The organism is [Rhizobium] kunmingense (assembly GCF_977018605.1).
Window position 1 is genome coordinate 2,001,482 of record NZ_CDRNXG010000001.1, and the last position, 19,182, is coordinate 2,020,663.

Genomic DNA, 19,182 nt, shown 5'->3' on the forward strand with positions numbered 1-19,182 from the left:
TCCGATCCTACATGAGCCCCGTCTCCCGCAAGGGAGGCGGGGTTTCGCGTCCGGTGAAATTCTGTATGGCGCGGTGCGGATGATTGAGCTTTGCCGGGATGCGGGTTTAATGGCTGGAAAACACCCAATCAGTCGAGAACAGGCCATGCCCATGCTGACCCCCGCCGAGCTTACGTCGCAGATCTGGCGATATGGCGCTGCCCCCAATTCCCTGCTCGGCAATATGGTGTTTCGCGAGGATGGCAAGATCGGTGGTTATCATCACCCGAACGAAGCCTTCTGGCGGTTGAGCGAACAGTCTCTCGATATTCTCGACGTCAACGGATCGCCTTCCCGTCGCTTCGCGTTCGAAGCGCAGGCCGGCGGACGGCTGGCGGGGCAGTCGCTTTCCGGCCCGCACCGTTTCTGGTTGGAGCCGAATGCGTCGCATCCGATCATGATACCCTATGCCGACGACGTATTGCAGACCGCCAAGCGGGGGCGTTTCTATCTCTCGCATCTGGCACGGCAGGACGGCGTCTACGCCGCCGGTGACCCGGTCACGCTGTATCCGGGCGCCGAGATCGAGCCGGGCGCGACCTTGCCGATCGGCGCTTTTTTCAAGATGGGGGCATTTTCCTATGTTGTCGGCCAGGTCCGCAACAACCTGTCGATCGGGCGCTATTGCAGCATTGCCGCGGGTCTGAGCATTTTCGGCGATGCCCATCCGACGAGCTGGCTGTCCAGCAGCCCGATGTCCTATGCGCCGCATCACCAGCGGTTCTTCGCCGATGCGGGCGTCAACGCGCCCCCGGCAATGCAGGGCTGGGAAGCGGGCAACAGCCATGTCGTCACCCGCATCGGCCATGACGTGTGGATCGGCGGCGGCGTGCTTTTGAAGCCCGGCATCACGATCGGCAATGGTGCGGTCATCGCAACGCGCTCGATCATCACCAAGGATGTACCGCCCTACGCGATCATGGGCGGGGCGCCGGCGCGTATACTCAAGTACAGGTTCGAACCCGATGTCATCGACCGCTTGAACGAAAGCGAATGGTGGGATTACGATCTGAGCGGCGTGCAGCTCGACTGGCGGGATGCGGTCGCCGCCGCCGAAAAGATCCTTGATCTGACCAGACAGGGTGCCATTCGTAAGCTTGAATTCCCGCGGCAGGACTATGCGCGGGATATCCTGGCGGGGCGGGTGCTTGCACCGGTATCGCCGGCGGCGGTCTGACCGAAACGCCTGCCACGGCGATATTGTGGTGTGGTAAAATTGCCATGGTTTTCCACGGCTTGGCTTGAATTGATCTAGGTCAACCCGACGCTCGTCCTCGCATTCTAGACCGGTTCCAGAACCATAGAAGGACTGGAAGGGAAGTCTTATGAATATCAAGGGCGGGAGCTGTTCAGCTTGGGTTGCCGGTCTCGGCGCGGGTCTTTTCGCATTCGGCGCGGTTGCCGCCGATCTGGCGCCGGTGTCCGCCGAGCCGGTGGTTGAAACGGTGGTCGAGGCATCGAGCCCATGGCAGATCCGCGTGCGTGCACTCGGCGTCATCACGCACGATTCCGGCTCGGTCAGCCAGCTGCCGGGCGTCGGTCTGGACTACAGCGACAGCGTTATTCCCGAACTCGATATCAGCTACTTCTTCACCGACAATATCGCGGCGGAACTGATCCTCGGCACGACCTATTCGAAGATCAAGACGGATAACCTTGCGGCGATCGGGGCTGCGGGCGATGTCGATGTCGGCAAGGCATGGCTTCTGCCGCCGACCCTGCTGTTGCAGTATCACTTCACCAATTTCGGTGCCTTCAAGCCTTATGTGGGCGCGGGCGTCAACTATTCGCTGTTCTACAACCAGTCCGAAAGGAACGGCTTCACCGGTCTCGACGTGAAGAACGACTTCGGCTGGGCCCTGCAGGCCGGTTTCGACTACATGCTCGACGAACACTGGGGCATCAACTTCGACGTGAAGAAAATCTTCCTGGAAACCGAGTGGAAGGTGGACAGCAACCCGTTGAACGGCGCGCCGCTTTCCGGCAAGGCCAAGCTCGATCCGTGGTTGATCGGCGCCGGCGTGAGCTATCGCTTCTGACCGGTCCTAAAGCAGGCAGAACTCGAGGGCGTGGCGCAAGCCGCGCCCTCTTCGGTTCGTGATGCGTGCGCGTGTCGGCTTTTGCCGGGTCGGCTCACGCCGGTTCATTTCAGCGTGAGAGCTGCCGTTCGGTCTTAATCTGGCAATCGCGTATGATTATCTTCGCGACATGATCACACGCCGCGCCACTCTGCTTTCCGCCCCTTTCGTTCTCACCGCCGCACGGTCCTTCGCGCAACAGCCGGTGCCCCAGCCGCCGCAGACGCTGGATGGCGTACTGGACAGGGCAGCAGGCCTTGAGCCATTGAAGGTCGTACTCGTCTACCGGGACGGCAAGCCGATTGCGGAGCGCGCCTTCAACGGGCGCTCGCTCAACGCATCGAGCAATATCAAGTCGGCTTCGAAGTCGATAGTTTCCTGCCTCGTCGGCATCGCCATCGATCGAAAAATCCTGGAAGGTGCCGACCAGAAGATCGCGCCGATTCTCAAAGCCGATCTGCCGCGCAATCCCGACCCGCGCATCAACGACATCACGATCGGCAATCTTTTGTCGATGCAGGCCGGGCTTGCCCGCATGTCGGGGCCGAATTACGGGCGGTGGGTGGCCAGTTCCAACTGGGTGCGCTTTGCCCTGTCGGAGCCGTTCGAGACCGATCCGGGCGGGCCGATGCAATATTCGACCGCATCGACGCATCTGCTGTCCGCCATCCTGACGCGTGTCGGCGGTAAGTCGACGCTGGCATTGGCACGGGAGTGGCTGGCGCCGGTCGAAGGGTTCAGGATCGGTGCCTGGGAGCGCGATCCGCAAGGCATCTATCTGGGCGGCAACCAGATGGCGATGAGCGCCCGCTCGCTGATGGCCTTCGGGGAACTCTATCGTAATGGCGGCAAGGCCGCCGACGGCACACAGGTGGTTTCGCAGTCCTGGATCGACCAATCCTGGACGCAGCGCACCAATTCCCGCTTTTCCGGCGATGCCTATGGTTATGGATGGTTCATGCGCAACATGGGCGGCGAGGAAGTCAGGTTCGGCTGGGGCTACGGCGGCCAGATGGTCTATGTCGTGCCGTCGCTTGGCATGACCGTCGTCATGACTTCCAACGAAAGCGGACCATCCGCACGCAACGGCTATCGTGACCAGCTGCATGATCTGCTTGCCGAAATTATCGGCGTGGCACGCTCTGCATGATCACCGGATAAAGGCCGGTAAACTTCGATTCAAAGCCGCTGCATTAGGGTTACCCGTTCATCATGGTGCGGACAATTTGTTGCATTATTGTTTGCTAATGTTAGCTTGCCATGACAACCATGGCGCGCATGCTGCCGTGGCGTTCATTTCAGATTTCCGCTTCGGGAGCAGCAGCGACGTGTCCGTGCAGCGGGTCCTCGCCGCGATCCCATGGGGTGGGTGGGGGAAGTATGGAGCTCCCACCCATTCCCCTTATTCTCCGGCGATCAGGCCATCAGCCGCTGATATCGATGACGCCGCAATCGCCGGCTTCGGAGGCGAAGGAGAGCAGCTTGCCGCTGGCGCTCCAGCCCAAGCCGGTGATCGCGCCCTTGCCGGGACGGCGCAGCAGCGCTTCCTTTTCGTCGGCGATCCGCACACCGAGGATCATGCCATCGATGAAACCGATCGCCAGCACCTCTTCCACCGGGTGGAAGGCAACCTGGGTGACCATGATGTTGGCGCGGGTGCCGAGTTCCAGCGGTGCCTTGCCCATCGGGCCGTCCTTCGACGAGAAGGGCCAGACGATGGCGGCCGGTGCGCCGGAAGAGGCGAGCCATTTGCCCTTGTTCGCCCAGGAGATCGACTTCACCTTGGCGGGATAGCCGGTCATGCGCATGTGGCGGTTTTCGCCTGCCTTGCCGTCGAGCTTCCAGCCGTGCAGGGCATTTTCCTGCATGGTGGTGACGAGGAAGCGGCCATCCGGCGAGAAGGTGACGCCGGTATGGGCGCCCTTCCAGTCCAGGTCTGCGGCCGGCGTGTTGGTGCCGACCCAGTGCAGCGATACGCCGTTATAGCGGGCGGCGGCAATGCGCAGGCCCTTGCCGGCAAAGGCGATCGCTTCGACGCTGCGCTCCTCGGTGAATTCCTTCACCGTGCCGTCGTTGAGACGCACGACGCTGGTCTTGCCGAGTGCATAGGCAACCGCATTCTGCGGGCCGCCGGCGACGACCGATATCCATTTGCGCGGCACCTCGGCCAGGGTGGTGACCGAGCCGTCATGGCCGATGCGGTTGACCTTGCCATCCTCGCCGCCGGTCAGCAGCGTGGGGCTGAACGGGTCGCGGATGCAGGTGAGCAGGCCATTGTGGGCTTCGGTTACCTTCTCGCCGCCATCGAGGCGGTGGATGGTGCCGGCAGCAGTGGCGAAGAAGGGGATGTCTCCCAGGAAATGGGTCGAGACGACGTGGCCTTCGAGATCAAGCGGTGCAACAGTCGGCATCAGGCATCCATATTTTCGGGCGTCATTGTGGTTGGGGGGCGGGGTCTTCATACGATTTTCGGGCGCCGTTGCCGACGCCCGCTTTTCTCGGTTTCGATCAGCAGGCTGGCTCAGGCCGGAACTGCTGCGGTTGCCTGGCAGGCGAGGAAGCTCTTCTCGATCTTGTCGAAGTCGAGGTTGCGGCCGATGAAGACGAGGCGGCTTTCGCGCTTCTCGCCGTCCTTCCACGGGCGCTGGTGATCGCCTTCGACGATCATGTGGACGCCCTGGACGACATAGCGCTCCGCATCGCCGGCAAACGCGATGATGCCCTTGAGGCGAAGGATGTTAGGGCCTTCCGTCTGGGTGATCTTCTGGATCCAGGGGAAGAAGCGATCCGGGTTCATTTCACCGCCGCGCAGCGAGATCGACTTGACCGTCAGGTCATGGATGGCAGCAACGGCTGCGGGCGAAGGGTGGTGATGTCCGTGGTCATGGTGGTGATGATCGTGGCCGCAGTCGGGACCGCAGGTGTGGTCGTGATGATGGTGCCCATGATCATGTCCATGATGATGATGGTCGTGATCGCAATCCGGGCCGCAGACGTGATCGTCGTGACCGTGTTCGAGGAAGTGCGGATCGTTTTCGAGCGCGCGCTCGAGGTTGAAAGCGCCCTGGTTGAGGACGGCCGAAAGATCGACGCGCGAACGGTTGGTCTTGTGGATGCGAGCCGTCGGGTTGATGGCGCGGACGATCTCCTCGATGACGGAGAGTTCCTCGACCGTAACTAGGTCGGTCTTGTTGATGACGATGACATCGGCAAAGGCGATCTGGTCTTCCGCCTCGCGGCTGTCCTTCAGGCGCAGCGGCAGATGCTTGGCATCGACAAGGGCGACGACGGCGTCGAGTTCCGTCTTGGCCCGGACATCGTCATCCATGAAGAAGGTCTGGGCAACCGGGACCGGATCGGCAAGGCCGGTGGTCTCGACGATGATGCCGTCGAAGCGGCCGGGGCGGCGCATCAGGCCTTCGACGACACGGATCAGGTCGCCGCGCACGGTGCAGCAGACGCAGCCGTTGTTCATCTCGTAGATTTCTTCGTCCGATTCGACGATCAGGTCGTTGTCGATGCCGATCTCGCCGAACTCGTTGACGATGACGGCGTATTTCTTGCCGTGGCTTTCAGAGAGGATGCGGTTCAAAAGCGTCGTCTTGCCGGCGCCGAGATAGCCGGTCAGCACGGTGACGGGAATAGGCTTTGCTGCCTGAGCTTCGGTGGTCTGGTCGGTCATTGGGGAACCTCGAAGGTTAGCTGTGCGCCAAGGGTGATCCCGCAGAAATTCCCAGGGCGCCAAAATTTGTCCGCTCCATATAAGGGCAAGGCCGGACGAGTTCAAAGGGTTTCGATGTTATAAAGTCACGTCAGGGTGAGGTTGCCTGAATGGCCGGTATCACATCGGTTTGGGTGAAATCGTCGCCTACATAGAGGAGGGGGCAATCGAACTCCCTTGCCGTGGCGTAGGCGAAACAGTCGCCAAAATTGAGTGCAGCCTTATGGAAGCCTTTGCCCCATCGGGCGTAGGCCGTGGCAGCAAGATGGGCGCGAACGGGCGTGACATCCACCGTCTGCGTGACGATACTATCAAGAAGTTCGCCGACTTCGGCTATAAGCTGCCGTCGAGCGGCGACGATCAGGACCTCGGTCAAGGTGCCTGCCGAAATCAGGACGGTGGCTTCATTCACCAGGATCGCTTCGCATCGACGTGCAACGGGTTCGCCGGCAGCAATCGCGATAATTGCCGACGAGTCTATGACGATCATTTGGGCAGGCCGAACTCGTCGTAGAGAAAGTCCTGGCTGCGCGCGGCATCGGTCTCATAGAATGCGCGTATTTCAGTCGACCGTCGTCGAATTTCCCTGAACACTTCCAGTTTTTCGTCGGCACTCAAGATGCGGCGTCCAGCCTGCATCGGTGCAAGCTTCTGCAGTTCCGCAGCAGCATCATACGGCTGATGCGATTCTCTCACCGCTGATCGCACGATCTCAAGCCTCACCGGCGGCAAGCCCGGTTGGGTCAGCAGCACCTCCTCGCCCTGCTCGGCGCGTTTCATCAACTCTGCGAGCTGGCCTTCAGCTTCGGCAACAGATATGCGCATGTCTCGCCTCCGTATGGCGATCAACCGGTTGGAATTATGCGGCAGGCAGATCAACGAGACAAGTGCGATTACCTCAGGCCGCCCACATCAAACCGTGCCACATCCTTCAGCAACTCCACGATCCCCTGAACCGCATGCGCGACTAGCGCTTCACCGCGTTCCGCTGTCGCTGCTGCCGCGTTGCCGGCGACGCCCTTTTCGTTGAGGTCGGACATCTTCCAGCCGAAGGCGTGCGGGCCATAGGCGCGCAGGTGAGTGAAGTCGCGGGCGAAATCGGTCTGCCGCGAAGTGAAGGTTTCCGCCTTGCCCATGTCCACCTTCTCCGGCCAGAGGGCCAGCATGACGGAGGTTTCGATGTCGCCGCCATGGATGTCGATCGCCTTGTCTTGCGGCGCGATCCAGCCCTGCGGCTGGCCGAAGCGGGTCCAGCTCGTCGCCACTGCCAGCATGCCGAAGCGAACGCGTGCCTCTGTTGCAACGATGGTCATCAGCGGCGCGTTGCCGCCATGGGCGTTGAGCATGACGAATTTGCGGATGCCCTGGCGGCTGAGGTCTTCGGCAATGGCGAGCCAGCGATTGACGGCTTCGTCGAAGGAGAGGCTGCGCGTGCCGGCAACATCCATGTGCTCGATCGAATAGCCGACCGGTTCGACGGCTAAGAATGTGACGGGCAATGTTTCTGGCAGGGCGGGAATCAGTCGCTCCACCAACCCCTTGGCTATCAGCGTATCCGTGTCGAACGGCAGGTGCGGGCCATGCTGCTCGTGGGCGCCAAGCGGAAGAACGGCGATCCAGTTGCGTCTTTCTGTGGACGCAAGCGTTAGATCATTGTCACAAAAGCGAGGACGGGGGTGCTGCATCTGGCGATGGTTTCCGGGTTTGGTTATGGATAGCGCGCACCCAACTATAGTGATCACCTTCACGAGGCAAAGCGGGCAGGGATGATGAGCAAGAAAAAGGGCGAGAAGAAATCGAAATCCGGCAAGAAGAAGGAACTTGCCGCACTTTCGGCGGCTGATCTTGCTCCGGCGATCATCCAGGCCGCACGGTCGGTGCGCACGGCGCTCAGCCGTAACCTGTCCGAAAGCGGGCTTTATGCCGGCCAGGACGGCGTCATTCTGGCGCTTTCGGACGATGACGGGCAGACGCCCGGCCAGCTTGCGACGCGGCTCGGGGTCAAGGCGCCGACGATGACGCGCACGATCGGTCGCATGGAGGCGCAGGGCTTCGTCGAACGACGGGCGGATGGCCATGACGGGCGGCTGACCAAGGTTCACCTGACCGAAAACGGATTGCGCAGCGTCGAATCGATCGGCCAGTCGGTCGCCGATTGCGGTGCGCTGGCCGTACAGGGGTTTTCCGAAAAGGAGGTTCGCACGCTGCTGAAGCTGCTGCGTGCCGTGGAGAACAATCTTCAGCCCGAAACGGACGATTAGGGCGCATCAGCGCATCCACCCTTGCCCTATTGTCGCTGTGAATTAAATTGTTTATTTAAAATTTAATTCTACGAGGCCGAAGTTTAAATCGGCCGCTTGCACAAACGGGGTGGGGGACATGGCGCAAAAGGTGAAGCTGTCGACGATCGCGGACAGTTTAGGGCTTTCGACGGCGACGATCTCGCTTGCGTTGCGCGACAGCCCGCTCGTTGCCGCCGATACGCGTGAGAAGATCAAGGAACAGGCGCGGGCGCTCGGCTATATCTACAATCGCCGCGCCGCCAGCCTTCGCACCTCGCGATCCGGGATTATCGGCGTCGTCGTGCATGACGTGATGAACCCGTTCTACGGTGAAATCCTGAAGGCAATCGAAAGCGAACTCGATCGCTCCAGCCACACCTTCATTCTCTCCAACCATTACGACTCGGTCGAGAAGCAGCGCACCTTCATCGAGACGCTGCTGCAGCTCGGCGGCGATGGTGTGATCATGTCGCCGGCAATCGGCACGCCGATCGAGGATATCAAGCTTGCCGAACAGAACGGCATGCCGGCGGTGCTGGTTGCCCGTACGATGGACGGCGTCGATCTGCCGACCTATCGCGGCGACGACAGCTACGGCATTTCGCTTGCCACCAACCACCTGATCGGGCTGGGCCACCGGGTCATCGCGATGATCGGCGGTACCGACCAGACCTCGACCGGCCGCGATCGCTATCAGGGATATGTGGATGCGCTGCGCAAGGCGAATATCGAAGTCGATCCGAGCCTGCGCATTCCCGGACCGCGCACCATGCAGGGCGGATTCGAGGCAGCGGTCAACTTCCTGTCGCTACCGCAGAAGCCGACGGCGGCCGTTTGCTGGAACGACCTTGTCGCCATCGGCCTGATGAACGGCATTGCCCGTGCAGGCCTCATTCCGGGGCAGGATATTTCGGTTACGGGTTATGACGACCTCGAACAGGCATCGATCTCGACACCGTCGCTGACGACGGTATCGAACCAGCAGGCGGATGTGGGCAGGCTGGCTGCGCGAGCGTTGCTCGACCGGCTGGCCGGCAGCCATGAGCCTGACGGGCTGCACCTGATCAAGCCGGAAATGCGTATCCGCCAGTCGACCTCGCCCTACAAGCCGCTGCGCGACCTCGCCAAGGCCTGATTTTCCATTTGGTCAGGCTGCAGCAGTGGTCGCCGTCCTGCGCGTCGCATAGGCGCGCACGGCATCGCCGAAGGCTTCAAACAGCGCGCGCGACGGCGCATCGGTCTCGGCCCAGTATTCCGGGTGCCACTGCACGCCGACGGCGAAATTCTTCGCATCGATGACGGAGACAGCCTCGACCGTGCCGTCTTCGGCACGCGCTTCCGCCTGCAGGCGCGGCGCTATGTCGGAGATTGCCTGGCGATGCAGCGAGTTGACCTGGATGGCGCCGGCATTGCCGAGGTAGCGGGCGATGCAGGAACCTTCCTCGACGATGACCGGCTGGCGGATGGCGAATTTCTCGTCGCGGTTCGTCGCTTCGGGCGAGCGGTGATCCCAGTTGCCGGGCTGGTCCTGGATCTCGCTTGCCAGCGTGCCGCCGAGCGCGACGTTCAGTTCCTGGATGCCGCGGCAGATGGCGAGAAGCGGGATACCGCGCTCGATGGCGCGGCGGATCAAGGGAAGCGAGGTGGCGTCGCGGCGATGGTCGAAAGGGCCGTCCGCATCGGTGGCCTGCCTGCCGTAGAGCGAAGGGTGCACGTTGCTGACGGCGCCTGTGATCAGCACGCCATCGACGCGGTCGAGAATGGCGTCGATATCGTTGCCCTCCTGAAAGGCCGGCACAATGAAGCTCATCGCATTGGCCACCTTCAGCGCCGCCGATACGTACTGATCGGGCGAGGCATGCCAGGTGTAGCCCTCGAATTCGCGGATATCGGCGGGTACGGCGACGATGGTTTTTTGCATGACGGATCCGGATCAGTGCGACAGAGACTGGAAGATGTTTTGAAGCCAGCGGCAGCCGTTAGTCAAGCCGCGCCAGCCTATCAGGCGTTCACAAGTGATGCCTAAGGAATGAGCATATCCTTCTGAAAACAAGTCATAATCCGAAAACGCCGTCATGCAGACGAAAGTCTAAGGCGACAGAGCCGATTCAAGCCATGGTTTAGCATGGGGCTCGCTTGCAAGCGGAAAGCCGACATGTTTACCTTCAAGTATATCCGGTTACGTGGAGGACGGGCCGGAAGTCGATCATGAGCGGGAGGATATTCATGGATCGTCGTCAATTTTTCAAGAAGGCTGCGGCAACCGGAGCAGGCGCCCTGGCCGCCGGCGGCCTTGCCGCACCTGCCATCGCGCAATCGAACCCGAAGATCACCTGGCGCCTGACCTCGTCGTTTCCGAAGTCGCTCGACACGATCTATGGCGGTGCGGATGACGTGGCAAAGCATGTGGCGGCAGCAACGGACGGCAATTTCACCATTCAGCCATTCGCAGCCGGCGAAATCGTGCCCGGCCTGCAGGCGCTCGACGCGGTGACCAACGGCACGGTCGAGATGGCGCATACCTGCTCCTATTATTTCGTCGGCAAGGACCCGACGTTTGCAATCGGCAGCGCCATCCCCTTCGGTCTCAATGCCCGGTTGACCAATGCCTGGTTCTATCAGGGCAACGGCAATACGCTGATGAACGAGTTCTTCGCCAAGCATAACGTCTACGGTCTTCCGGCGGGCAATACTGGGGCGCAGATGGGCGGCTGGTTCCGCAAGGAAATCAACACGGTCGACGACTTCAAGGGCGTCAAGATGCGCATCGCCGGCATTGCCGGCCGGGTGCTCGAAAAGCTCGGCGCCGTGCCGCAGCAGATTGCCGGCGGTGACATTTATCCGGCGCTGGAAAAAGGTACGATCGATGCGGCCGAATGGATCGGCCCCTATGACGACTACAAGCTCGGCTTCCACAAGGTGGCGAAATACTACTATTACCCTGCCTTCTGGGAGGGAGGGCTTGCCATCCACGCGATGATGAACCTCGAAAAGTGGAACAGCCTGCCGAAGGCCTACCAGACGGTTCTGGCCGATGCCTGCGCTTTCGCCAATACGAACATGATGGCGAAATACGACCTGAAGAACCCGACAGCGATCAAGCAGATCGTTTCGCAGGGTACGACGCTTCGGCCGTTCAGCCAGGAAATTCTCGAAGCCTGCTACAATGCGTCGATGGAGGTCTACAAGGAGATCTCCGGCACGAATGCCGACTTCAAGAAGATCTATGAGGATCAGGTGGCCTTCAAGAAGGAAGGCTATCTGTGGATGCAGCTGTCGGAATACACGTTCGACACGTTCATGATGATCCAGCAGCGTAACGGCAAGCTGTAGTCGCTAGCGAAGACCACAGAATTTGCTTAAAGCCCCGGACATTCGTTCGGGGCTTTTTTCCTGCTCCGATGGCGCTCGGCCGTATTTCGGGCAACTCGACAAAATCAACCCATGGTTTGTCGTGATTGCGTTCGATTGCAGAAGCAGCACGCTCCGAGACCAGCCGGAGCATCGGTGAAGACGGGCTTCACCGACTTAGGCAAAAGCCTTGCTCCCGACCTGGAGGTAGTGCGATGTGGAAACCACTGAGCATTGCGTTGTCAGTCAGGAAAAACCGGATCGGCTGGTCACTGTCTATCCGGTTAATCTTCTTGGCTAGATAACAAAAGAGGGCAGAGCTCCAACTCTGCCCTCACTCCAAATATACGCTTCAGTCGACCGACTGACAAGCGCAGGACCCTTGTCAGTTGAACTTCGGCGGCTCGTTGAGGTTCGGCATGGCCGGCTGATCGGGGGCGTTGCCCGGCTGTGCCGGCGCACCATCCATCGGCGGCAGGCCGAAATTCGGCATTCCGCCGCCGTCATTGCCCAGGCCCGAGCCGAAGCCGGGGACCTCGATCTTGATCGTGTCGAGATCGACATCCGGCGCCTTGTCCAGCCAGTAGGTGACGGATTCCGGCCAGAAGATGAGGATGCCGACGAGGATCAGCTGCATGCAGAGCCACGGGATCGCACCGAGATAGATGTCGCGCGTCTTGACCGTCTTCGGCGCGATCGAGCGCAGGTAGAAGAGGGCGAAGCCGAAGGGCGGGTGCATGAAGGCCGTCTGCATGTTGACGCAGAGAAGCACGCCGAACCAGATCAGATCGATGCCCAGAGATTCGGCCACCGGCGCCAGAAGCGGCAGGACGATGAAGGCGATCTCGAAGAAATCGAGGAAGAAGGCCAGGAAGAAGACGAAGATGTTGACGAAGATCAGGAAGCCCGTCGCGCCGCCCGGAATGTGAGACAGGAGATGCTCGATCCACAGGCCGCCATCCATGCCCTGGAAGACGAGGCTGAAGCAGGTGGCGCCGACGAGGATGAATACCACCATGGAGGTGATCGTCATCGTCGAATGCATGGCCTGGCGGATGAGATCCCAGGTGAGGCGGCGATGCAATGCGGCCAGAACCATGGCGCCGACGACGCCGAGCGCACCGGCTTCCGTCGGGGTGGCAAGGCCCATGAACAGTGTGCCGAGAACGAGAAAGATCAGCACGATCGAGGGGATCATGCCCCACAGGACCTTCAGCACGAGCGCGCGGTTCAGTTCGCCGCGGGCTTCCGGCGGCAGGGCCGGCACGTCCTTAGGGCGGAGGATCGACAGCGCCAGGATGAAGGCGAGGAAGATCAGCACCTGCAGGATCGAGGGACCGATCGCGCCGAGATACATGTCGCCGACGGAACGGCCGAGCTGGTCGGCGAGGACGATGAGGACCAGCGAGGGGGGAATGACCTGGGTGATCGTGCCCGACGCGGCGATGACGCCTGTCGCGAGCCGCGGATTATAGCCGTATTTCAGCATGATCGGCAGCGAGATCACGCCCATGGTGATGACCGAGGCGGCAACCGTGCCGGTGATGGCGCCAAGAATGGCGCCGACGATGATCACCGCGTAGGCGAGGCCGCCGGGAACGGCGCCGAACAGTTTCCCGGTTCCTTCGAGCAGGTCTTCAGCCAGGCCGCAGCGTTCCAGGATCGCGCCCATGAAGGTGAAGAAGGGAATGGCGAGCAAAAGGTCGTTCGACACGATGCCGAAGATGCGCAATGGCAGCGCCTGCATGAAGGCAAATTCGAAATGCCCGGTGAAGATGCCGAGCAGGCCGAAGAACAGGCCGACCGCCGACAGCGAGAAGGCCACGGGAAAGCCATAGAGCATGAAGATGATCATGCCGAGGAACATGGCGGGAGGCATAACGCCGAATGCGAACATGGTGCTGGTCTCCCCCGATTATTGCAGCGGCTTTTCGTAGGTCGTATCGACCTCGAGCGTGCCGGTTAGCCCCGCGATCCGCTTGATCAGCTCGGAGACACCCTGCAAGGCGAGCAGGAGGAAGCCGGAGACGATAATGAGCTTGACCGGCCAGCGGATCAGTCCGCCGGCATTGGACGACGTCTCGCCCTGCTGCCATGAAAGCGAGAAAAATGGCCAGGCCAGCCAGGCCAGATAAAGGCAGGCGGGGATGAGAAAGACGACAAGCCCGATCGCGTCGATCCAGAGCCGCTTGCGATCCGATACCGCGCCATAGATCAGGTCGACGCGGACGTGCTCGTTGAGGCGCAGGGTATGCGAGGCGCCGATCAGCACGATGAAGGCGAAGAGATACCATTGTATCTCCAGCCATCCATTGGAACTGTGGTTGAACATATAGCGAATGAGCGCATTGCCGGCGCTGATGAGGCAGCAGGCAAGCACAAGATAACCGGAAAACTTTCCAAGAATTTCGCTCACACGGTCAACAAGACCGCTAAATCGCAATAGCAGCGTCATACTTTCCCACTCCCAACAGGTCCTTTTATCCCGCCTGTTCTGCGTTTGCGATGTAAACGATGGTCTAAGGAAAGAAAAGACGGTGAGGCCGCCCAGCCGTCCGGTTGCGAAGAAACCGGTTGTTTCCCACAGTTTCGCGCGTCTGGCGCGAGATTTTCGGCGCGGGCCAAGGCGCTTCGATTGCCTCGGGCTTCCTTTACCCTTCGTTGAACACGTTGAAACAAATCACCCCCGCAAATCGAGGGGGAGAACCGACAACAATCAATTCTTAAAGGGTTTTCTCCAAGGTGACGGCAAACCCATGGGAATGAGACCCGATGAAGGACCTGGAAGCGAAATCGCTGCCGACAGAGTTATATCTGCCGTTTGTCGAATCGCTGTTCAAAAATCGTGGAACACTGTGGACCGGCATGGTTGTTCACATCCTCTCCTGTGCGCTGATTTTTGCGACAACGGGCGCGGTCTTCTATCTCGGGCTCATCGGCATTTTCCTGTCGATCTTCGCCTATCGCATCTATTGGTTCCGCCGGTTCGACATGGTCGACCACAGTCTGCTTTCCAAGAAGGAAATCGAGGGCTGGGAAACCCGCTATGTGCACGGAGCGGCGGCGACGGCCCTGATGCTGGGTGTCGGCAGCGCCTATGCCGTGTTCGTGCTGCGCGACATGGCTGCGGCCTTCATGTGCATTTCGGTCACCATGGCGTCGATGGTTTCCATCGTCGGCAGGAATTACGGCTCTGCCCGCGCGGTTGCCTTGCAGACGATCGGCTGCTGCCTGCCGCTGGTGCTGGCCTGCGTATTCACCGGCAATCTCTATCTGGCGCTGATGTCGCTGTTGCTCATTCCTTTCGGGCTGACGACGCAATCGATGGCGACTGGAGTGCGCGAATTCCTCTATGACAACGTCATGGCGTCACGCGAAATGGCGACGATCGCCGAACAGTTCGATATCGCCTTAACCACGATGACGCACGCGCTCGTCATGCTTGACCCGGATGGCCGAGTGCAGGTGCTCAACCGGCGTGCCTGCGAACTTCTCGATCTTCCCGATGCAGCGGAGCTGAAGGGCACCGATTTCACTGCCGTGCTGCGCCGAAGCGGGCAGGCGCTTTCGGACGATATCCTGGAGCGGATCGGCAAGCTTTCCGCCGGGCAGGCGGGAAAGCGGCTTCTGGATCTGAAGGATGGCGTCTATCTCGAATTCTCCCTCAGCCGCCGGGCAGACGGCGGCGTTGTCATGCTGTTCGAGGATGTCAGCGCGCGCGTGGTCGCCGAGCAGAAGATCCTGCACATGGTTCGCTTCGACGACCTGACCGGCTTGCCGATGCGCGGCTACTTTGCCGAGCTTGCAGCACGGCGGCTGACCGATGCCGGACCGGATATGCTGGCGGGCCTGGTGATCTTCGACGTCGACGGCTTCAAGCATGTCAACGACATGCAGGGGCATGTCGTGGGCGACAAGCTGCTTGCGGCGATTGCCGGGAGGCTTTCGCGCATGACCAGCATGAGCGTGCTGGCCGGCCGTCTGGTCGGCGACGAGTTCGTGGTTCTGGTCGAAGGCTGCGACCGCCGGAAGCTGGAAGGCGAAATCGCCGCCATCGAGAGCGCCATCGAAGGTAGCTACCGGGTGGAACGTGCCGACCTGTCGATCGTCATGAATGGCGGCGGCGTCATCCTGCGGGCGCAGGATTTCGATATGGATGCCTGGCAGACCAAGGCGCATCTCGCGCTCAACGATGCCAAGGCGGTCGGAAACGGCACGCTGACCATGTTCCGCCCGGAAATGAATGCCCGCTATATCGCGGAGCAGAACCTCAAGGCCGATCTGCGCAATGCGGTCGAGCAGGGTGACCTTACAGTCGTCTATCAGCCGATGTATCGCCCCGACGGCGTTGAGATGGAGTGCTGCGAGGCACTCGTGCGCTGGCGTCACCCGGAACGCGGCTTCATCGGGCCGAACATCTTCATACCCATGGCCGAGAACATGGGGCTGATTACCGACATCACCCGGATCGTGCTGGACAATGCCTGCCTGGACTGCGCCTCTTGGCCGGGAGAGATGGCGGTGTCCGTCAACCTGTCGATCCACGATTTGCGGGCCGGTCAGATCGTATCGCTCGTCACCGAGACGCTGGAGCGGCACGGGCTAGACCCGAAGCGGCTGCATCTGGAGGTCACCGAAAGCTGCTTCATGGATGAGCCGGTGGCCGTCAGCGCGACGCTCAACAAGCTGCGTGCCATCGGGGTGACGATCGCCATCGACGATTTCGGAACCGGGTTTTCCAGCCTCAGCTATCTCGATTCGCTGCCGATCGACGTGGTCAAGATCGACCGCGCCTTCGTTCGCGATATCGGCACCGAGCCGCGCCGCCTCAAGCTTCTGAGCGGCATCGTCCACCTGTCGCGCGAACTCAACCTGAGGATCGTCGTCGAGGGGGTCGAGACGTTCGAGCAGCTCGAACTGATCAAGAAGCACAATCTTGCCGACCTGATCCAGGGCTACATCTTCTCGCCGCCGATCCCCGCCAATGCGCTCGTCGAGCTTGCCGCCAAGACAAATCCCGGCCGCAGGATCACCGGTCGCCGCAACCGTCGCGACAAGGGCGCCGAGGCCAAGGCTTACGGTACGACGGGCTAACGAAAATCCGCGCGAATTACAGCCTGTGCTAAAATAATCCGATTAACCCTTTGTTAACCATAAGTTTTAAAAGTCTGTTAATCACATCTCGCATCATTGCGGCCTCCGCCCATTTCAGGGTTAATCATCGATTAACGGCAATGGGTGGCTCGGATGTCGGTAGTTCAAAACTTTTCAGACAATGCTTTTTCAGAGAAGCTTCTTTCCGCACTCGATCATATCGAGTATCGGCGCGTGCAGGGGCATGAGGATTTCGAGGATATCGCGCGGCTGCGCTACAAGGCCTACAAGGCCCAGAACGTGCTGCCGGTCGGCGCCAGCAGCATGCTGGACGCGGTGGACTTCGACAGCCATGCCTATGTCTACGGCATCTTCCACTACGAGGAGCTGATCGCGACGATCCGCGTGCACCACGTCACGCCGGATCATCGGATCGGGCAATCCTCCGGTGTCTTTCCGGATGCGGTGAACGGGTTCCTCGACGCCGGCATGACGCTGATCGATCCGGCCCGCTTCGCGGTCGATCCGGATATCGTCGGCGAATTGCCGACCATTCCCTATATCACGCTCAGGCCGACGATCATGGCGGCCATTCATTTCGATACGGATCTGGTGCTGCAGCACATCCGTCCGCCGCATGCGGCCTTCTACAAGCGCGTTTTCCTCGCCGATACCGTGGTGCCTTCAACGCTTGCGACCATGTATGGCTTCGAGCTGACCCTGCTTGCCTCGCGGGTGAGGGAAGTCAGGCCGCAGTTGATGCGGCGGTTCCCGCTCTTCCAGTCGGAGGCCTATGAGCGGCGATTGATGTTCGGCGACGCCGATCAGGCTCGTTCGCCAGCATTGACGGTGCTGCCGACGGCGCGGATCGCGCGCCGCCCGTCATCGCCGGAAATGGCCTTCCTTCAATAGAGCAAGCCCAGATCGCCTTTGCGGTGCCGTCCCGACGAGACGGATTGCACTTGCGCTGCCTTTATGTCAGCTTTCGTGCGTCGGGCTTTTAGTATGTCCGGTGACGGATCATGTGCGGAGGGAGCCGGACATGATGCAGCCATAACGGCATAGACGATCAGGGAGAGGGCTTGATGGACGATCATCACGGCGGAGCGGTCGAGACCGGTGCATCGATGGATTATGCACAGCATGAGCAGACCTACTCGCTCTTTCTCGCAGGGGCCAAATGGGGGACGATGTCCCTCGTGGTGCTGATGATCGCCATGGCGGCCGGCTTCTTTGGCGGTGCGGGCCTGCTCGGCGGGCTGATTGTCTTCATCGTCCTCAATATCGCCGGCGTGGTTCTCTTGCGCTGAGGCTTTCGGCGGCGCAGCAGCAGGCTGGGCTTGCGGCGTTTGAACTGTTGCGTTTTCGCCGGTTTATTCCATCCAAAGAATACGACTGCACTTGATCGTTCACGATCGGTGAACAATGCGTCGCGGCAATCGCAGCCGTTGCGCACTAACGAAACCGCCTCCGACATGCCATGTAAGCGTCAACATCGTTTTCACATGCTTTAAGTCGGAGTGATCCCATGAAGAAGATCGGTTTTCTTTCGTTCGGCCATTGGTCGCCGTCGCCGCAGTCGCAGACGCGGTCGGCCAGCGACACGCTGCTGCAGTCCATCGACCTAGCCGTTGCCGCCGAGGAACTGGGGGCGGACGGCGCCTATTTCCGCGTGCACCATTTTGCCCGCCAGCATGCTGCGCCATTTCCGCTTCTGGCCGCCGTCGGCGCCAAGACGTCGAAGATCGAGATCGGTACCGGCGTCATCGACATGCGCTACGAGAACCCGCTCTACATGGCGGAAGACGCCGGTGCCGCCGACCTTATATCCGGTGGCCGCCTGCAGCTCGGTATCAGTCGCGGCTCGCCGGAACAGGTCATCGATGGCTGGCGCTATTTCGGCTACGAGCCGGAAGAGGGCAAGACCGACGCCGATATGGGGCGCCGCCATGCGGAGGTGTTTCTCGACGTTCTGAAAGGGCAGGGCTTCGCCAAGCCCAATCCGCGGCCGATGTTCCCGAATCCGCCCGGCCTGCTAAGGCTGGAGCCACATTCGGAAGGCCTGCGCGAGCGCATCTGGTGGGGTGCCGGCTCGAACGCGACGGCTATCTGGGCGGCCCAGAAGGGCATGAACCTGCAAAGCTCGACGCTCAAGGACGACGAGACCGGCGAGGCCTTCCATATCCAGCAGGCCAAGCAGATCCGCGCCTACCGCAACGCCTGGAAGGAGGCCGGCCATGCGCGTGAGCCACGCGTCTCGGTCAGCCGCTCGATCTTCGCGCTCGTCGACGACCGCGACCGGATGTATTTCGGCGGCGGTGGCAAAGAGGACGATTCGATCGGCTTCATCGACGAGAATACGCGGGCGATCTTCGGCCGCTCCTATGCGGCTGAGCCGGATGTGCTGATCGAGCAGTTGCGCCAGGACGAGGCGGTTGCCGAGGCCGATACGCTGCTCTTGACCGTGCCGAACCAGCTGGGCGTCGAATACAATGCCCATGTGATCGAGGCGATCCTCAAGCATGTCGCGCCGGCGCTCGGCTGGCGCTGAGCGTTCATCGTCGCAATCATTGCCAAAGAAAAGGCCCCGTCAGTGGTGATGCTGACGGGGCCTTCT

The 19,182-nt window shown here is 60.8% G+C and carries 18 protein-coding genes; 10 read left to right on the forward strand and 8 right to left on the reverse strand.

Annotated features, from left to right (window positions below; genetic code table 11):
- The first annotated feature begins 145 nt into the window (after positions 1-145).
- The 3 genes from AC0JZ4_RS09425 to AC0JZ4_RS09435 all read left to right on the forward strand — a co-directional run bounded on the left by AC0JZ4_RS09425 (position 146) and on the right by AC0JZ4_RS09435 (position 3,267).
- Positions 146-1,216, forward strand: coding sequence for a CatB-related O-acetyltransferase (locus AC0JZ4_RS09425; RefSeq protein WP_471886125.1), 1,071 nt, complete (start codon positions 146-148; stop codon positions 1,214-1,216).
- A 148-nt stretch (positions 1,217-1,364) separates the two neighbouring features.
- Positions 1,365-2,078 carry an OmpW/AlkL family protein gene (locus AC0JZ4_RS09430; RefSeq protein WP_471886126.1) on the forward strand — a complete coding sequence of 238 codons (714 nt, stop codon included), beginning with the start codon at positions 1,365-1,367 and terminating at the stop codon, positions 2,076-2,078.
- A gap of 169 nt (positions 2,079-2,247) precedes the next feature.
- Complete coding sequence (locus AC0JZ4_RS09435; RefSeq protein WP_471886127.1) at positions 2,248-3,267, forward strand: serine hydrolase domain-containing protein; 1,020 nt, start codon at positions 2,248-2,250, stop codon at positions 3,265-3,267.
- A 274-nt stretch (positions 3,268-3,541) separates the two neighbouring features.
- Here the strand turns inward: AC0JZ4_RS09435 and AC0JZ4_RS09440 are convergent, their stop codons facing one another.
- From AC0JZ4_RS09440 to AC0JZ4_RS09460, 5 genes are all read right to left on the reverse strand, one after another.
- Positions 3,542-4,528, reverse strand: coding sequence for a WD40 repeat domain-containing protein (locus AC0JZ4_RS09440; protein WP_471886128.1), 987 nt, complete (start codon positions 4,526-4,528; stop codon positions 3,542-3,544).
- Positions 4,529-4,638: 110 nt separating this feature from the next.
- Positions 4,639-5,799, reverse strand: a complete 1,161-nt coding sequence (locus AC0JZ4_RS09445; RefSeq protein WP_471886129.1) for a CobW family GTP-binding protein — start codon at positions 5,797-5,799, stop codon at positions 4,639-4,641.
- A 130-nt stretch (positions 5,800-5,929) separates the two neighbouring features.
- Positions 5,930-6,328, reverse strand: coding sequence for a type II toxin-antitoxin system VapC family toxin (locus AC0JZ4_RS09450; RefSeq protein ID WP_471886130.1), 399 nt, complete (start codon positions 6,326-6,328; stop codon positions 5,930-5,932).
- Entirely contained in the window at positions 6,325-6,663 is a 339-nt protein-coding gene (locus tag AC0JZ4_RS09455) for a type II toxin-antitoxin system prevent-host-death family antitoxin (RefSeq protein ID WP_471886131.1), read from the reverse strand. The genes AC0JZ4_RS09450 and AC0JZ4_RS09455 overlap by 4 nt, the downstream gene beginning before the upstream one ends.
- A gap of 68 nt (positions 6,664-6,731) precedes the next feature.
- On the reverse strand, positions 6,732-7,523 hold the full coding sequence (locus tag AC0JZ4_RS09460; protein WP_471886132.1) for a creatininase family protein: 792 nt from the start codon (positions 7,521-7,523) through the stop codon (positions 6,732-6,734).
- Between the two features lie 84 nt (positions 7,524-7,607).
- Here AC0JZ4_RS09460 and AC0JZ4_RS09465 point away from each other — a divergent pair, with 84 nt between their 5' ends.
- Together AC0JZ4_RS09465 and AC0JZ4_RS09470 are read left to right on the forward strand one after the other, a co-directional pair.
- A complete protein-coding gene (locus tag AC0JZ4_RS09465; protein WP_471886133.1) occupies positions 7,608-8,099 on the forward strand; it encodes a MarR family winged helix-turn-helix transcriptional regulator in 492 nt (163 codons plus the stop codon).
- A 118-nt stretch (positions 8,100-8,217) separates the two neighbouring features.
- Positions 8,218-9,255 (forward strand): LacI family DNA-binding transcriptional regulator, encoded by a 1,038-nt coding sequence (locus tag AC0JZ4_RS09470; protein WP_471886134.1) that lies wholly within the window; start codon positions 8,218-8,220, stop codon positions 9,253-9,255.
- Between the two features lie 12 nt (positions 9,256-9,267).
- On the opposite strand, the gene AC0JZ4_RS09475 is transcribed toward AC0JZ4_RS09470, so the two are convergent.
- Complete coding sequence (locus AC0JZ4_RS09475) at positions 9,268-10,041, reverse strand: gamma-glutamyl-gamma-aminobutyrate hydrolase family protein (protein ID WP_471886135.1); 774 nt, start codon at positions 10,039-10,041, stop codon at positions 9,268-9,270.
- 305 nt (positions 10,042-10,346) lie between these two features.
- Here AC0JZ4_RS09475 and AC0JZ4_RS09480 point away from each other — a divergent pair, with 305 nt between their 5' ends.
- Positions 10,347-11,453 (forward strand): TRAP transporter substrate-binding protein, encoded by a 1,107-nt coding sequence (locus AC0JZ4_RS09480; protein WP_471886136.1) that lies wholly within the window; start codon positions 10,347-10,349, stop codon positions 11,451-11,453.
- 403 nt (positions 11,454-11,856) lie between these two features.
- On the opposite strand, the gene AC0JZ4_RS09485 is transcribed toward AC0JZ4_RS09480, so the two are convergent.
- Positions 11,857-13,368 (reverse strand): TRAP transporter large permease, encoded by a 1,512-nt coding sequence (locus AC0JZ4_RS09485; protein ID WP_471886137.1) that lies wholly within the window; start codon positions 13,366-13,368, stop codon positions 11,857-11,859.
- An 18-nt stretch (positions 13,369-13,386) separates the two neighbouring features.
- Positions 13,387-13,926 (reverse strand): TRAP transporter small permease subunit, encoded by a 540-nt coding sequence (locus AC0JZ4_RS09490; protein ID WP_471886138.1) that lies wholly within the window; start codon positions 13,924-13,926, stop codon positions 13,387-13,389.
- A 317-nt stretch (positions 13,927-14,243) separates the two neighbouring features.
- Here AC0JZ4_RS09490 and AC0JZ4_RS09495 point away from each other — a divergent pair, with 317 nt between their 5' ends.
- From AC0JZ4_RS09495 to AC0JZ4_RS09510, 4 genes are all read left to right on the forward strand, one after another.
- On the forward strand, positions 14,244-16,565 hold the full coding sequence (locus tag AC0JZ4_RS09495; protein ID WP_471886139.1) for a putative bifunctional diguanylate cyclase/phosphodiesterase: 2,322 nt from the start codon (positions 14,244-14,246) through the stop codon (positions 16,563-16,565).
- Between the two features lie 153 nt (positions 16,566-16,718).
- Entirely contained in the window at positions 16,719-17,477 is a 759-nt protein-coding gene (locus tag AC0JZ4_RS09500) for an N-acyl amino acid synthase FeeM domain-containing protein (RefSeq protein WP_471886140.1), read from the forward strand.
- A 173-nt stretch (positions 17,478-17,650) separates the two neighbouring features.
- The gene (locus tag AC0JZ4_RS09505; protein ID WP_471886141.1) at positions 17,651-17,875 is read left to right on the forward strand and encodes an aa3-type cytochrome c oxidase subunit IV; all 225 of its coding nucleotides are present in this window, start codon (positions 17,651-17,653) and stop codon (positions 17,873-17,875) included.
- Positions 17,876-18,093: 218 nt separating this feature from the next.
- Positions 18,094-19,116, forward strand: a complete 1,023-nt coding sequence (locus tag AC0JZ4_RS09510) for an LLM class flavin-dependent oxidoreductase (protein ID WP_471886142.1) — start codon at positions 18,094-18,096, stop codon at positions 19,114-19,116.
- Positions 19,117-19,182: the final 66 nt, after the last annotated feature.

Bases quoted from the DNA above. Each gene is read 5' to 3' on its own strand.
- AC0JZ4_RS09460 (WP_471886132.1), bottom strand. From the start codon at position 7,523: ATGCAGCACCCCCGTCCTCGCTTTTGTGACAATGATCTAACGCTTGCG.
- AC0JZ4_RS09440 (WP_471886128.1), bottom strand. From the start codon at position 4,528: ATGCCGACTGTTGCACCGCTTGATCTCGAAGGCCACGTCGTCTCGACC.
- AC0JZ4_RS09470 (WP_471886134.1), top strand. From the start codon at position 8,218: ATGGCGCAAAAGGTGAAGCTGTCGACGATCGCGGACAGTTTAGGGCTT.
- AC0JZ4_RS09445 (WP_471886129.1), bottom strand. From the start codon at position 5,799: ATGACCGACCAGACCACCGAAGCTCAGGCAGCAAAGCCTATTCCCGTC.
- AC0JZ4_RS09500 (WP_471886140.1), top strand. From the start codon at position 16,719: ATGTCGGTAGTTCAAAACTTTTCAGACAATGCTTTTTCAGAGAAGCTT.
- AC0JZ4_RS09435 (WP_471886127.1), top strand. From the start codon at position 2,248: ATGATCACACGCCGCGCCACTCTGCTTTCCGCCCCTTTCGTTCTCACC.
- AC0JZ4_RS09505 (WP_471886141.1), top strand. From the start codon at position 17,651: ATGGACGATCATCACGGCGGAGCGGTCGAGACCGGTGCATCGATGGAT.
- AC0JZ4_RS09430 (WP_471886126.1), top strand. From the start codon at position 1,365: ATGAATATCAAGGGCGGGAGCTGTTCAGCTTGGGTTGCCGGTCTCGGC.
- AC0JZ4_RS09490 (WP_471886138.1), bottom strand. From the start codon at position 13,926: ATGACGCTGCTATTGCGATTTAGCGGTCTTGTTGACCGTGTGAGCGAA.
- AC0JZ4_RS09455 (WP_471886131.1), bottom strand. From the start codon at position 6,663: ATGCGCATATCTGTTGCCGAAGCTGAAGGCCAGCTCGCAGAGTTGATG.
- AC0JZ4_RS09450 (WP_471886130.1), bottom strand. From the start codon at position 6,328: ATGATCGTCATAGACTCGTCGGCAATTATCGCGATTGCTGCCGGCGAA.
- AC0JZ4_RS09480 (WP_471886136.1), top strand. From the start codon at position 10,347: ATGGATCGTCGTCAATTTTTCAAGAAGGCTGCGGCAACCGGAGCAGGC.
- AC0JZ4_RS09510 (WP_471886142.1), top strand. From the start codon at position 18,094: ATGAAGAAGATCGGTTTTCTTTCGTTCGGCCATTGGTCGCCGTCGCCG.
- AC0JZ4_RS09485 (WP_471886137.1), bottom strand. From the start codon at position 13,368: ATGTTCGCATTCGGCGTTATGCCTCCCGCCATGTTCCTCGGCATGATC.
- AC0JZ4_RS09495 (WP_471886139.1), top strand. From the start codon at position 14,244: ATGAAGGACCTGGAAGCGAAATCGCTGCCGACAGAGTTATATCTGCCG.
- AC0JZ4_RS09475 (WP_471886135.1), bottom strand. From the start codon at position 10,041: ATGCAAAAAACCATCGTCGCCGTACCCGCCGATATCCGCGAATTCGAG.
- AC0JZ4_RS09465 (WP_471886133.1), top strand. From the start codon at position 7,608: ATGAGCAAGAAAAAGGGCGAGAAGAAATCGAAATCCGGCAAGAAGAAG.
- AC0JZ4_RS09425 (WP_471886125.1), top strand. From the start codon at position 146: ATGCCCATGCTGACCCCCGCCGAGCTTACGTCGCAGATCTGGCGATAT.